Source organism: Pelosinus fermentans DSM 17108, from assembly GCF_000271485.2.
In the GTDB taxonomy this organism is placed as follows: Bacteria; Bacillota; Negativicutes; order DSM-13327; family DSM-13327; genus Pelosinus; species Pelosinus fermentans.
The window spans coordinates 2,070,947-2,084,570 of record NZ_AKVN02000001.1 but is presented as its reverse complement, the minus strand read 5'-3'; the positions used below and the strand labels follow the sequence as shown (position 1 = coordinate 2,084,570).

The 13,624-nt window shown below is 38.5% G+C and carries 13 protein-coding genes; 4 read left to right on the top strand and 9 right to left on the bottom strand.

What is annotated here, in order from left to right; translation table 11 throughout:
• Nucleotides 1-71: 71 nt before the first annotated feature.
• The 6 genes from FR7_RS09340 to FR7_RS09315 form a co-directional block, all read right to left on the bottom strand.
• Nucleotides 72-1,097, bottom strand: a complete 1,026-nt coding sequence (locus tag FR7_RS09340; RefSeq protein WP_007936382.1) for a galactose ABC transporter substrate-binding protein — start codon at nucleotides 1,095-1,097, stop codon at nucleotides 72-74.
• Nucleotides 1,098-1,192: 95 nt separating this feature from the next.
• Nucleotides 1,193-2,404, bottom strand: coding sequence for an ROK family protein (locus FR7_RS09335; RefSeq protein ID WP_007936380.1), 1,212 nt, complete (start codon nucleotides 2,402-2,404; stop codon nucleotides 1,193-1,195).
• A 203-nt stretch (nucleotides 2,405-2,607) separates the two neighbouring features.
• Nucleotides 2,608-3,774 carry a galactokinase gene (locus FR7_RS09330; RefSeq protein WP_237714884.1) on the bottom strand — a complete coding sequence of 389 codons (1,167 nt, stop codon included), beginning with the start codon at nucleotides 3,772-3,774 and terminating at the stop codon, nucleotides 2,608-2,610.
• A 328-nt stretch (nucleotides 3,775-4,102) separates the two neighbouring features.
• Nucleotides 4,103-5,242, bottom strand: a complete 1,140-nt coding sequence (locus FR7_RS09325) for a PP2C family protein-serine/threonine phosphatase (protein ID WP_007936376.1) — start codon at nucleotides 5,240-5,242, stop codon at nucleotides 4,103-4,105.
• Between the two features lie 122 nt (nucleotides 5,243-5,364).
• A complete protein-coding gene (locus FR7_RS09320) occupies nucleotides 5,365-6,090 on the bottom strand; it encodes a cytochrome c biogenesis CcdA family protein (protein WP_007936374.1) in 726 nt (241 codons plus the stop codon).
• A gap of 8 nt (nucleotides 6,091-6,098) precedes the next feature.
• A complete protein-coding gene (locus FR7_RS09315) occupies nucleotides 6,099-6,626 on the bottom strand; it encodes a TlpA family protein disulfide reductase (RefSeq protein ID WP_007936373.1) in 528 nt (175 codons plus the stop codon).
• A gap of 112 nt (nucleotides 6,627-6,738) precedes the next feature.
• On the opposite strand from FR7_RS09315, the gene lgt reads away from it, so the two are divergent.
• Nucleotides 6,739-7,545 (top strand): prolipoprotein diacylglyceryl transferase, encoded by an 807-nt coding sequence (lgt, locus tag FR7_RS09310; protein ID WP_007936371.1) that lies wholly within the window; start codon nucleotides 6,739-6,741, stop codon nucleotides 7,543-7,545.
• A gap of 101 nt (nucleotides 7,546-7,646) precedes the next feature.
• Here lgt and FR7_RS09305 read toward each other — a convergent pair whose 3' ends face one another.
• The 3 genes from FR7_RS09305 to sdaAB form a co-directional block, all read right to left on the bottom strand.
• The gene (locus tag FR7_RS09305; protein WP_007936368.1) at nucleotides 7,647-8,030 is read right to left on the bottom strand and encodes a RidA family protein; all 384 of its coding nucleotides are present in this window, start codon (nucleotides 8,028-8,030) and stop codon (nucleotides 7,647-7,649) included.
• A gap of 141 nt (nucleotides 8,031-8,171) precedes the next feature.
• Entirely contained in the window at nucleotides 8,172-9,062 is an 891-nt protein-coding gene (gene sdaAA, locus FR7_RS09300; protein WP_007936366.1) for an L-serine ammonia-lyase, iron-sulfur-dependent, subunit alpha, read from the bottom strand.
• A 27-nt stretch (nucleotides 9,063-9,089) separates the two neighbouring features.
• Nucleotides 9,090-9,752, bottom strand: a complete 663-nt coding sequence (sdaAB, locus tag FR7_RS09295; protein WP_007936364.1) for an L-serine ammonia-lyase, iron-sulfur-dependent subunit beta — start codon at nucleotides 9,750-9,752, stop codon at nucleotides 9,090-9,092.
• A 235-nt stretch (nucleotides 9,753-9,987) separates the two neighbouring features.
• Here sdaAB and FR7_RS09290 point away from each other — a divergent pair, with 235 nt between their 5' ends.
• The 3 genes from FR7_RS09290 (at nucleotide 9,988) to FR7_RS09280 (ending at nucleotide 13,596) form a co-directional block, all read left to right on the top strand.
• Nucleotides 9,988-10,695: a response regulator transcription factor gene (locus tag FR7_RS09290; protein WP_007936362.1), complete on the top strand. Its 708-nt coding sequence runs from the start codon at nucleotides 9,988-9,990 to the stop codon at nucleotides 10,693-10,695.
• 197 nt (nucleotides 10,696-10,892) lie between these two features.
• Nucleotides 10,893-12,275 carry an FAD-binding oxidoreductase gene (locus FR7_RS09285; RefSeq protein ID WP_007936349.1) on the top strand — a complete coding sequence of 461 codons (1,383 nt, stop codon included), beginning with the start codon at nucleotides 10,893-10,895 and terminating at the stop codon, nucleotides 12,273-12,275.
• A 1-nt stretch (nucleotide 12,276) separates the two neighbouring features.
• On the top strand, nucleotides 12,277-13,596 hold the full coding sequence (locus FR7_RS09280) for a (Fe-S)-binding protein (RefSeq protein ID WP_007936347.1): 1,320 nt from the start codon (nucleotides 12,277-12,279) through the stop codon (nucleotides 13,594-13,596).
• Nucleotides 13,597-13,624 lie beyond the last annotated feature (28 nt).

Here is a 13,624-nt window from a genome sequence, read left to right as displayed (position 1 = left end):
AAATGGCAAGGGTACGATCCGAGATGCATTAACCCTTGCCATTTTAAAAAGTTTGATCCCAAAAAAGAAATTTACTTAGCTTCGTTCATGTTTTCTTTCGTAATCTTTTTATAATCAATCCAGACATACTTGCCATCTGTAATCGTATACCCGGTGTTTTCCTTACTAGGAGTCTGACCTTGAGCCAATACATCAGTAAGATTAAAAGTAGCTTTTCCCTGATTATTAGCATCATTTAAAACGGTACCATAAAGTGTACCTTCTTCCAAAGCCTTTAATGCAGGAGCAGTAGCATCAACACCAACTACAGGCATGAATTTACCATCTTTAAAATACCCTTTAGCTTTTAATGCTTCGATAGCGCCTAAAGCCATATCATCATTATTTGCAAGCACAACATCAATTTTGTCCCCATGCGCTGCTAAGAATGCCGCCATTTTTTCTTGACCTTTTACACGATCCCACATGGCAGTATCTTCAGCTACTTTTTCAACTTTTAAACCTGCATCTTCAATTGCTTTAATAGCAAATTTAGTACGCATTTCAGCATCTTGATGACCTGGCTCACCTTTTAACATAACATAACGGATAACCCCATCTTTGGTAGGATGAGCTTTAAAGTAGTCTACTACTAATTGACCTTCCATAATTCCGGATTGCTCAGCCTTGGCTCCCACATAATATACCTTATCCCACTTTTTCATATCTTCTGGCAAAGGTTCACGGTTTAAGAATACTACAGGAATATTCGCAGCTTTTGCTTTATCAATAATTACACCTGCCGCATTGCGATCAACTGGATTAATGGCAAGAGCTTTTGCTTTTTTGTTAATAAATAAATCAACTTTATCGTTCTGAGTTGGCTGGGAGTTCTGACTGTCAACGATTTCCAATTGGGCCTTACCTTCAGCAGCCTTGGAAATGGCACTTCGTACACCACTCATAAATGTGTCATCAAATTTATAGATTGCGACACCAATTAAATTTTTACCACCTTTGTCTGCATCTGCTGCAGGTGGCGTTGAGCTCGAACATCCAGCTACCAATGCCCCAGCTAAGAGCGTTGCCATCATAAGTCCCTTCCAGTTTTTTTTCATAGTTTAACCCTCCTCCAATAATTTAGTGTGGATATTACAGATTATAAAACCCAGAATACGTACTCTTGGTCTTATAATAGTGCCACCATTAGAAATTACCGCTGACCCAGCCATATTGATTCTGTGATTTCAGCAAATACAATATCAGCTGCACCTTTTAGTGTATTTTCTGTTGTCGTAGTTAAAAAACTAATTTCTAAAACATTGCTAGAACTTTCAAAAGATCGATCTTCAACGGTTTGTCTAACTATATCTTCAATATATTGACGTCCTCTCACTATACCTCCGCCAATTATAAGAATTTCAGGATTAAAAGTATTAACAAGATTTGCAATGCCAATGCCCAAATATCTTGCTACCTGTCCTAACATACGAATCGCTAACTCATCACCAGCATCTGCGGCCTTATAAATAACCTCGGGAGCCAAATCTTTCAACTCGCCCTTTACCATGTCGTAAATAATAGAGCTTTGCCCTTCCTTAATCGCTTTCGCTACTGCATCGACTAACGCATTCTCTGAAGCTAAAGCTTCTAAACACCCGTAATTCCCACAACTGCATATAGGACCCGCAACGTCAATTGTCGTATGACCCACTTCACCGGCACTATCATTGACACCGCGATAAAGACTGCCATTAAAGATAATACCGCCGCCAATACCATGACTAACTTTTAATAAAATCATACTTTCGGCATCTTTTACTGATCCATAATAATATTCACCATTGCTTAATGCTTTCACATCATTTTCAATAAAAGCAGGTAAGCCAATATGTTCCTCTATAATCCCTTTTAAAGGTGTGTTCCGCCAGCCAATATTAGGCACAAATACAGCAATTCCATCTTTTCTTCTCACTGGACCGCGAACCACAACTCCTACGGCAAGCACAGGAACAACAGCTCTTTTACGACAATCGCTAATAATATCCAGCAACATCCTTAAAATTTCATCTTCTTTTTTGCCTTTTATATTTCTACTGTCTTCTAATTGACATTGAAACTCAGGGTTTATCACATATCCAATCATTTTTTCAGAGCGAATATATACAATAATAACAGTAGCCAAAAGACTATTAATTTTTAATAATAATGGACGACGCCCACCACTGGACTCCCCAATTCGATCTTCCGCTATCAAACCCAATTCTAGTAACTTTGTTGTAATATTAGTAACCGTCGGCGGAGTTAAACCTGTCATTTTGGAAATTTCCACCCTGGATATGGGTCCCTGGCGTCGAATCACATTCAACGTTAATGCATCATTACTGCTTCCTAATTTAAAACTATTTGCTATAATATTTTCCACTCTATCCCCTACCCTTTAGTGGCGCACACCATTAAAATTCTTATGATCCAAGAGTGTAGCACAATGTTTAAATCATTTCAGTTTATTGCCAACACTCCCCTGATTTAACATTTATGCAACTTCCTGCTCTTATCACCGGCAATATTTTTTCACAATTAGGAATATTGAGAAATCCTTTGCGTAGTCACTATCAATATCCAATCTTACCCAGAGCAGGCAATGGCTTTTACACCATCTGAAATTCTTGCCACATAAAAGTCCGGTTTCAAACCTGTCTTTTGTTCATATTCCTGATTTACTGTCACTGTGAATGCTTCTAATTGATCAGTTGCAACCAATGCAATAGCACAACCGCCAAATCCAGCTCCTGTCATACGTGCACCAATACACCCAGCCCTCTTAAGAGCACATTCAACGATTGTATCTAATTCTAAACCTGTTACTTCATAATCATTCTTTAAAGATATATGAGACTGAGTCATAAGATTCGCAAAACCTATAATATCCCCTTGGCTTAGAAGTTCAACGGCTAATAAGACTCGACGGTTTTCCGAAATGACATGACGCGCCCTACGCTGCAATACATCATCTTTCACATATTTTTCTACATCCTCAAAAGATACTTGACAAAGACTCACCACTTGACGATGCTCTCGTATAATCCCTAAAACTGTTTCGCATTCGCTTCGGCGTTGATTATATTTTGAATCTGCTAATTCTCGTTTCTTATTGGTATTCATAATAACTAAACTATATTCTCCTAATACAAAAGGGGTATATTTATATTGTAGAGTATCACAATCCAGTAATATAGCATGGTCTTGCTTTCCCATCGCCACTGAAAATTGATCCATAATTCCACAATTAACTCCCATAAATCGATTTTCTACCTGTTGGCAGAACTTCGCCAATTCAACCTTATCTATAGTGGTTTCTCCGCCAGCATAACGTAGCATAAAGGCTATTAGCACTAGGAGAGCTGCAGAAGAAGAAAGACCTGCTCCATCAGGAAGGTTACCTGAAACCAGAATATCACACCCTTTTAGCGAATATCCATCATCCAGTAATTGCTTAATTACGCCTTTAGGATAATTAGCCCAACGGTCTTCTTCATTAAATGCAATGGGCTTTTTTAGATCAACAGAGACCTCCAGCGATGTATTTGTGGATTTCAGCTGAATTAGGTTGTCTGAACGAAAACGTAGTGCACCATAAATCCCTAACGATAAGGCTGCTGGAAATACATAACCACCATTATAATCAATATGCTCACCAATTAAGTTCACTCTGCCAGGTGAGAAAAAGCAATGCTTTGACTGATTGCTACTACTTCCATATTCTTTGTGAAATCTATCCTTAAATTGAAGAATATTTATGACTAACCCCTCCTAATGAATAGATTGTGTTCTCGTAAAACAGATCTATATGGTTACAAGCAAAGAACGAGAATACGCTGTATATCTCTTAAGGAAAATAAATCGTCTCTCTATGGATGATCACAATACTTTTTTAAACGTTTTATTAAGTCAAATACTGTATTCGCTATTTTTTGGTAAATTCCTTTTCCATTGCCGTATTTTTCAGTTTTTTCCGATAACTTTTTTATAAATAAAAATAACTTAACAAAATGCTAAGTTATTTTTACAATTCACTTTATTACTTGTGTCTGGTAATTCTAAAACACAACTCATCCACAAGCTAATGGATTTTAATCAACATCAAGGAAACATCATCAATTACTTTTTCATCCGTAATTCCTGCAAATAACCGTAACACGACATTAAAGAACTCTTCCGGGTTCTCTTGAATGATATGCTTATAGTTCATAAAACAACCGCTTAAATCCTGATAATTCATTTCCATATCATATTGTTCCCGGGTATTAAATAATCCATCTGTATAAAGAAAAATAATATCTTCTGTACTAATTTTAATCTTATGGGAATTATATTCTGCCTTCTCCACAAGGCCGACAGGCTTATCCTTTGAATAGAGTACATGTACGTGATTTGTTTCATGTGTATAAACCATAGGATGGCTATGGCCAGCATTAGCAAATGCAAGAACATTGCCTTGCCTTTTGCCCACAACAGCAGTAAAAGAATAATCCCCTTGCATCATAGAATAGAAAGTAGCATTCATATGACGCAAAACTTCTGCTGGACAAGATAAGTACTTAATCGAATTCGTAAAATCCACTTTAATCATCGAGGCAATCATGGCTGCCGCTACCCCATGGCTTGATACATCAGCCATAATAAACCAGATACTTTCTTCATATTGTACACACTCATAAAAGTTTCCACCAATTTCATCACAAGAAAGATACTTACCATACATATCAGCCAGTGGCCCTTTTTTTGAGGTTGCTATTAATGTTTGCTGCAAAACATTTGCCAGCATTAATTCTAACTTCATCTTTTCATGCATACGCAGTAACGCTTTGCGCTGAACATAACTGTCCAGTGCATTTTTAACTTTTACCGGAACGACAAATTGGATTTGCTCCAATGTCAGGGGTTTGGAAAAATAATCATAAGCACCTAATTCTAATGCTTGATTTACGCTATCTATATTATCCATTCCTGAATAGACAATAATTGGAATATCTTTATATTTATCATCAGCTTTTAATTCTCTAAGTACATCAAATCCATCTTTTCCTGGCATCATTAAATCTAATATGATCAAATCAATATCATTATCTTCAACTTCTTTAATCGCTTGAAATCCATCTTCCGCATCATAGAATTCAATCTGCTGCATATCTTTTAATACTGCTTTAATTTGCTTTCGATTGAAAGTCAGATCATCAACGATTAAAATACTATTTTTCACCAAACCACCTCCTAGAATAATAACTCCGTTTCCTTTGTTCAATCCCACGCTATCTATGTGTATCTTTTCTACCTTCTTGTAAATATTCCTTCCACATAAATAAATGCTCTAGTGCTTAGTTTTTACGATTGAAATCCTTCAAATCCTAAAAAGATGCCCAGTACCCTTTGAATTAGATTGAAGTAAAGCATTATACCAATGATAATAAGCATTACACCTGATAGTCCCTGTAAATACGGCAGCCATTTCATAACGACTTTGATCCGGAAAAAATAGTTTTTAAAGAACAAAGCCATTAATAAAAAAGGTACTGAAAATCCTAATGAATAGACAAACAGCAAGAAGGCCCCCTGACTAAGGGTGATGGTGGTACTTGCATATACTAAAATAGAAGCTAGAATTGGACCCGTGCAGGGAGTCCAGCCTGCCGTAAAAGCCACCCCCAAAATAAATGCGCCAATCGGCCCCTGAAAGGTATGTTGTAATAACGGGCGATATTCCCGTTCTAACCATTCTAACTTTACAATTCCTAATAAATGAATTCCCATAATCACCATGAAGATTGCACCGATTTGGCGAATCGCGTCTTGATAATCCAGAAACAGCTGTCCAAAATAAGACGCCGTAGCACCCATCATTATAAATACCAGGCTAAGTCCACTTAGAAAACAACTTATGCGCAGCAAAAACGGCCATGTGTTAACAAGATTATCATCCTGCAATTTCCCGGATTCTGCTCCTGTCAGAAATGCCATATACGTAGGCAGTAAAGGTAGTACGCAAGGAGATAAAAAAGAAATGGTACCAGCAATAAAAGCTGTTACTAAAGTAACTTCATTATAATCCATGTCATCCCCTACAAACTGTTTATGATGCCATCTAGCTGATTCATGGTCATCGCCCCAGATTGCCGATGTTTTATAATACCGTTTTTATCCACTATGATCGTAGTGGGGATTGCAGTAATTTGAAATTGTTTAGCAACCATGCCGTCTTTATCTAATAGGACGGGCATGGTATAATTATGCTTATTCATAAAACCCCTTACATTTTCTTGAGATTCTTGCAAATTAACAGCATAAAATTGCACCTTTTGCTGATTTTTCTTAGCAAACTTCTCTAATTCAGGCATTTCTTCTAAACAAGGCGGACACCAGGTAGCCCAGAAATTTATGACAGTAATCCTGCCGGTTTTCCCAACAGTAACTTGATTGCCTGCCAAGCTGTCAAGAGTAAAAGATGGTGAATTCTTTCCCACTTTTACATCAATCTTTTCATCTGGTGCCTGTGGTTGTGGTGTTGGCTCTTTCTCGGAGAACCCAACATACCAAACTCCTGCAAAGACTAAAAGTACCAGCAACGTAATAAACAGTTTTTTTCTCATCGCATCTGCCTCATCTCATTAATATTATTTTATGATGTGTTTAATAACCAAATTTTGTTATACTATAGACACAAGTTGAATGTACAAAATAGAACCACATTAGGAGGACTTTATGCACCAATATCTTTTTTTTATCGGCGACTTCCCAATTCGGGCCTATGGCTTAATACTTAGTTTAAGCATTATTCTTGCAACAGGCACAGCATATTTTTTAGCAAAACAAGATGGCCGCTGGCATGAACATGTTGTGGATATAGGAATTTATGGCGGTTTATCTGGAATTGTGGGTGCCCGCTTATGGGATGTCTTTTTCTTTGATTGGGATTATTACCAGCATCATCTATTAGAAATCCCTTTTGTTTGGCAAGGTGGAATGGCGATACAAGGCGGCATCCTTTTCGGTTTCCTTGCTGGATATATTTATACGAAACGTCATCACATTGATACCTGGGCCTTTGCTGATATTGTAGCACCAGCCATTATCATGGGGCAATCCATTGGGCGCATGGCAAATTTATTAAATGGCGATGCTTTTGGGCATCCTACGGGTGGTCCTTTTGGTATTATCTATCCTGCAACAACCTTGGCTTATCAAGTCTATGGAGATAAGCCTCTTTGGCCAGCTGAAATTTGGGAAGGACAAATTGACATCATCATTTTCGTCCTATTACTACTCTTTCGCACTACCAACCATGCTAAAGGTCAAGTGTTTATTCTCTATGCCATTTTATACTCTATCGCTCGTTTTTTCTTAGAATTTTTGCGAGGTGACTATAGCACAGCACTGCTTCTAGGCTTAAAATCTGCTCAGTTAACCAGCCTTGTCATAATCATTATTGGCAGTATCTTTTTTGTGTGGTGCGGTTTAAAACAAAAATCACAACCTCCGGAACCTAAAAAGCAAAAGAAAAGAAAATGATTATCACTTATAGTATAACATTTAGATCATTTCTCAATCTACTAAATATACAAATTTTAAAAAATACAGCCTCAAAACCGAAAGGTTTGAGACTGTATTTTTTACTTTTCGTAGACGGCAATTACTTCAATTTCCACACTTACATCACGGGGCAATCTAGCAACTTGCACGCAAGCTCGAGCTGGTGGCTCCGTTTTAAAATACTCTGCGTAAACTTTATTCATGGCAGCAAAATCTTCCATATCTTTTAAAAATACACTTGTTTTTACTACATGTTCAAAGCGCAGTCCTTCTTTTTCTAAAATTGCCTTAAGATTGTTTAGTACCTGATAAGTTTGTGATTCAATTCCACCATAAACAATCTGTCCTGTCATCGGATCTAAAGGTATCTGTCCCGAAACAAATAAAAATCCATTGGCCTTAATTGCCTGAGAATAAGGTCCAATCGCTTGGGGAGCAAAATCAGTATTAACTACAGCCTTCATATTCATTCTCCTTTAATTTTTGACTTTAATATCTTATTATTTTCGTTGTGAAGAAAAAAACTCCTGTAAATTCAGATTAAAAAATTACTTTTATATAGATTTCAAAATTACAACATCCGCAGCATATATAGATTGTATGTACTATGATTCCACTTTGGCAAATAGCTTATTGGCTAGAAGAATTCCTGTAGGTGATACAGCCAGCCCGCCTTGAGCGGTTTCTTTCAAGGTACAAGACATTGCATTCCCAACTGCAGCCATAGCATCAATTACTTCATCAACAGGTATGACACTGCAAATTCCAGCTAATGCCATTTCAGCAGCTACCATCGCTTGAGCAGCGGCCCCTGCATTACGTTTTACACAAGGTACCTCCACTAATCCGGCTACCGGATCACAAACTAATCCCAACATATTTTTTAAGGTAATCGCGACTGCTTGCCCTACTTGCTCAGGACTGCCTCCGTATAGTTCTACAGCTGCACCAGCTGCCATAGCGGCAGCTGAGCCGCACTCAGCCTGACAGCCACCAGCCGCGCCCGACAAAGAAGCTCTGGAGGCAATCACCATGCCAATAGCACCTGCTACTATCAAAGCTTTCCCAAGCTCGTCCATGGAAGAACCACGAGCTTCGGACAAGGAAAATAAAACAGCCGGCAAAGTACCACTGGCGCCTGCCGTAGGAGCAGCCACAATACGCCCCATGGACGCATTCGCTTCTCCTACAGCCAAAGCAATCATTATGGCTTTAGACATCACACTGCCTACAACACTCTTAGCAGCGGACTCGGCCCTGTAAGTCTCTATTTTTTTTCCATTACCACCAACCAGTCCCCCCATAGAAGTAATACCTGTAAGGCCAATCACAACCGACTGCTCCATTACATGTAACATTTCCTCCATACGCTCTAGTAAGACTCTTTTGTCCATCTCTAACTCTTTTGCTTGGAATTCTATACAAAAATCACCAAAACTTTTATTTTCTGTTTCTGCTAGATCAATCCATTCTTGCAAAGATAACTTTTCTTCCATACTTTTTCACCTCATCACTTTACCATCTTATACTAACTGAATACGGCGCACTGATTGTATATGAGGCAACTTTCCAATGACCTCAAATGCTGCATCATCAATTGGTTGATCAGTCTCAACAATCATAGCCGCTAAACCACCTTTTTGTTTACGAAATACCTTCATCTGCGCAACATTCACACCTTGTGTAGATAAAATACTTGTAACTAAGGCAATGGCACCAGGACGATCGCGGTGCATTGTCAAAATGGCTGGGAAGTCACCACTAAATTCTACAGGAAAATCATCTATATTCGTAACCACAACACGACCCCCACCAATCGAGGCCCCCGTTACTGTGCACTTATTTCCATTCACACCCGTCATCCAGAACCGAACAGAATTAGGATGAGACAGATCACCTAGGTTAATAGTGGTAAAAGAGATCTCAATTTCTGCCTCTTTTGCTGAATCGAAAGATTTAGGAATACGGCTATCATCCGTTGCCCATCCCTGCAGACCTGCTGACAGAGCCAAATCGGTACCATGCCCTCGATACGTTTGGGCAAAAGAACCATGCAAGCCAATCACTGCCTCTTTCACGCCTTCGCCTAAAATTGCTAATGCTAAATTTCCTAAACGCACTGCGCCAGCTGTATGGGAGCTGGAAGGACCAATCATGACTGGACCAATTACATCAAAAATATTCATTTAAAATTTCATCTCCTTCAAGATGCATGTAACTTAAAACTCCTGAATATACTCACCTGCTCATCTATTATCATATTAACATGTTTACTCTCCGCGGACAATAACACTTATAACCGGATTGTATGCAATATGCTATTAGCGTTCCTCCAAGCAACATACTTTTGCCTGCAATCGCCTTAACCAGTTACCCTTTGATCAATCAATCATGTAATTAGGTTTACGTGTTTTTTTTTATATGTTACAGTATAAGCAAGAACTTCTATACTTTAAAATAGGGGGTGTCATTATAAATAAGATCCGTATTATTTTAGCTGATGATCACGCTGTTTTACGTTCAGGATTAAAGTCTCTGCTCAATAGTGATCCTCAATTTGAAGTAGTAGGAGAAGCAGAAAATGGCATTGAAGCGATCTCCTTGGTCAAATCTCTTGCTCCTGATGTTCTAATACTTGACTTGTCAATGCCAGATATGAATGGTATTGATTGTATTAAAGAAATTCGCTCCCGAGGACTAACATGTCCGATTCTGGTTTTAAGTATGTACGATGATGAAGAATATATTAAGGAAGTCATGCGTTCCGGAGCCAATAGCTATGTCTTAAAAAAGTCAGCAGATACAGAATTAATCGAAAGTATTATTAAGATCCATAAAGGTAAACGTTATTTAAGTGAAAAACTCTCCCAATCCTTATTGAATAATTTACTTTATACCGACTCTGATACGTATGATCTGCAGCATCCATATAAAGTGCTCAGTGTACGTGAGCGTGAAGTGCTTCGCTTTCTGGCTCTTGGACACACGAACAGCGAAATTGCCAATACTCTTTCTCTTAGTCCCAAAACCATTGACACCTATCGTTCACGTATCATGAATAAATTAAATATCCATAAGAAATCTGATTTAGTGAATTATGCAATTCAATATAAATTAATAACAATTTAATCTGCCATCATCCTGTAGGGTTATATCCTACAGTAGTGTAGGATATAACCCTACAGGATTTTACTGTATATGCCTTATTTACTTTTTTTCATATTTAAGTGAAAATACAAATAGTTTGTATTTTTCAAACATGTTACAATAAAGGTATTATATCTTATCATCAATGTTCCAATAAAAAGATAAAGGGGTTATTGAAAATGGAAAAACACCACATCAATGCGTTGAAAGAGATTGTTGGAGAAGAAAATGTATTGACAAGCGCCGAGGACTTATACTGTTACTCCTATGATGCAACACCTGGCCATGCTCACATGCCAGATGCAGTTGTATCACCAGCTAATACTGCAGAAACTTCTAAAATTTTAAAACTGGCTAACGAAAATCACATTCCAGTATATACCAGAGGATCAGGCACTAACCTTAGCGCAGGCTGTGTTCCTACAAAAGGCGGCATTGTATTATTAATGACTCGCCTAAATAAAATTTTAGAAGTTGATTTAGAAAACCTAGTAGCTGTAGCAGAACCCGGTGTTATTGTGGCCGACTTAAATAAAGAAATAGCTTCATTAGGTCTTATTTATCCTCCTGATCCTGGTACTGTGGCAACTGCAACCTTAGGCGGCACGGTAGCAGAAAATGCAGGCGGTTTGCGTGGCCTAAAATACGGCGTTTCTAAACATTATGTTATGGGTTTAGAAGTTGTCTTAGCAAACGGGGATATTATGAATACAGGCGGAAAAAATGTTAAAGATGTTTCTGGTTATGATATGACCAAACTCTTTACTGGATCAGAAGGCACCTTATGTGTCATCACTAAAATTATTTCCAAACTGGTCCCTGCACCTGAAGCCAAAAAAGCTATGATGGCAATCTTTAAAGATCTTGATAATGCTGGCAAAGCAGTTTCCGCTATTATTGCAGCAAAAATCATCCCTGCCACTCTAGAAATTATGGATAACGCTACAATTCGTACCGTAGAAGATTATGCTAAAGTAGGTCTGCCACTAGATGCAGAAGCAGTACTTTTAATTGAAGTCGATGGCAACCCCATTGTTGTAGAAAAAGAAGCTGAAAAAGTTATGGAAGCTCTTAAAGCAAATCATGCTGATTTGGTACAAATCGCTAAAGATGATGCTGAACGCGATAAGTTATGGGCTGCTCGTCGTGCTGCTTTGCCAGCTTTGGCTAAACTTCGTCCTACCACCTATGTAGAAGATGCAACCGTACCTCGTAATAAAGTACCTGATTTCCTTCGTGAAGTAAGCAGCATTGCCAAAAAACATAATGTGACAATCGGTACCTTCGGTCATGCTGGCGATGGCAATATGCATCCTACAATTGTGTGTGACATTCGTATTCCAGAAGAAATGGAACGAGTTTACCAAGCTATGGATGAAATGTTTAAAGCGGCAATTGCTCTAGGCGGTACATTAAGTGGCGAACATGGCATTGGTCTCGGCAAACTACCATGGATGGAACAGCAACATGGTCTAGTAACCATGAATGCGATGAGATCAATCAAGCGCGCACTTGATCCTAACTTGATTTTAAACCCAGGAAAATTAGTGGGAGAGTGTTAATATGACTGAAAAAATAACAGCTAAGGATATAAATGAACAAGATAAAGCTTTATTATCAGACCTTCAAGATGCTCTTGCCAATTGTATGAAATGCGGCAATTGCATGGAAGTCTGCCCTGTATATAAAGAAGTTGGTAAGGAAGCTGCGGTAGCACGTGGTAAATTATCATTAATGGAAGGAGTCCTTAAAGGCTCAATTCCCCTTTCTGCTGCCTTTGATGCCGCCATGTCCAAATGCGTTTCGTGCAAAGCTTGTACTGCCAAATGTCCTTGTGGCGTACCAGCTGATGAATTAATCTTACGCGGACGCCAAGCTGCTGTAAAAGCACGTGGTTTGCACCCTATTAAGAAAAAAGTTTTTGCCCTCTTAAAAAATAGACATCTATTTGACTTTTCTCTACGAATGGCAGGTATCTTTGGTCCATTATCTTTTAAGAAAATCCCTGGTAAAATGGCAGCCTTAGCTCGTTTTCCAATGCCAGGAATGGACTATAAAAGGGTAACAGCTCCTTTTGCCTCCACTCCCCTTAGAAGCCAATATCCTGAAGTAATCAAAGTTGACCGACCTACAATGCGAGTTGGATTTTTTACTGGCTGTACAATCAACTATATCTATACTGATGTTGGACAATCCGTCATCAATGTTTTAAAAGAAAATAATATAGAAGTAACCATGCCTAGTATGCAGCATTGCTGCGGCACACCAGTGTATATGTCAGGCGACGTAGATTCTGCTAAAATACTAGCCAAACACAATATCGAAACCTTTGACAGCTATAACTTTGATTACATTGTTTCCGCTTGCGGTTCCTGTACAGAAGCTTTCCGCATTGAATTTCCTCATCTTTTTCACGATGATCCAAAAATGAGTGCTATGACGGAAAAACTTGCTAAGAAAACCTATGAAATTAGTGAGTTTCTCATTGATGTTGTAAAAATTGATAAAACAAAGCTAGGTCCGGTAAATGCTACTGTGACAATGCATGATCCATGCCACATGGCACGAGGCATTAAAGTCACGAAGCAGCCTCGGGAAGTTCTAAAATCGATCCCTGGCTTACACTTTGTCGAAATGAAAGCACCTGATCGCTGCTGCGGTTCAGGAGGTTCCTTTAGCTTGGGTAACTACGAACTTTCCCGTAAGATTAATGATAAGAAAATTGCGGACATTGCATCTACTAATGCTGATACCGTAGTAACCAGTTGTGGAACTTGCCGAATGCATTTGACAGATGGTTTATTCCAAAACAACATGAATCAAGATGCTCTTCATGTCATTCAAGTCCTAGACAGATCCTACAAAGCAGGTCATCAAAAGTAATAAGATAAACAAAAGGAGTATAGCTTTT

Coding starts and splice junctions, on each gene's coding strand:
- FR7_RS09340 (WP_007936382.1), bottom strand. CDS start 1,097: ATGAAAAAAAACTGGAAGGGACTTATGATGGCAACGCTCTTAGCTGGG.
- FR7_RS09320 (WP_007936374.1), bottom strand. CDS start 6,090: ATGGATTATAATGAAGTTACTTTAGTAACAGCTTTTATTGCTGGTACC.
- FR7_RS09315 (WP_007936373.1), bottom strand. CDS start 6,626: ATGAGAAAAAAACTGTTTATTACGTTGCTGGTACTTTTAGTCTTTGCA.
- lgt (WP_007936371.1), top strand. CDS start 6,739: ATGCACCAATATCTTTTTTTTATCGGCGACTTCCCAATTCGGGCCTAT.
- FR7_RS09305 (WP_007936368.1), bottom strand. CDS start 8,030: ATGAAGGCTGTAGTTAATACTGATTTTGCTCCCCAAGCGATTGGACCT.
- sdaAA (WP_007936366.1), bottom strand. CDS start 9,062: ATGGAAGAAAAGTTATCTTTGCAAGAATGGATTGATCTAGCAGAAACA.
- sdaAB (WP_007936364.1), bottom strand. CDS start 9,752: ATGAATATTTTTGATGTAATTGGTCCAGTCATGATTGGTCCTTCCAGC.
- FR7_RS09290 (WP_007936362.1), top strand. CDS start 9,988: ATGTTACAGTATAAGCAAGAACTTCTATACTTTAAAATAGGGGGTGTC.
- FR7_RS09285 (WP_007936349.1), top strand. CDS start 10,893: ATGGAAAAACACCACATCAATGCGTTGAAAGAGATTGTTGGAGAAGAA.
- FR7_RS09280 (WP_007936347.1), top strand. CDS start 12,277: ATGACTGAAAAAATAACAGCTAAGGATATAAATGAACAAGATAAAGCT.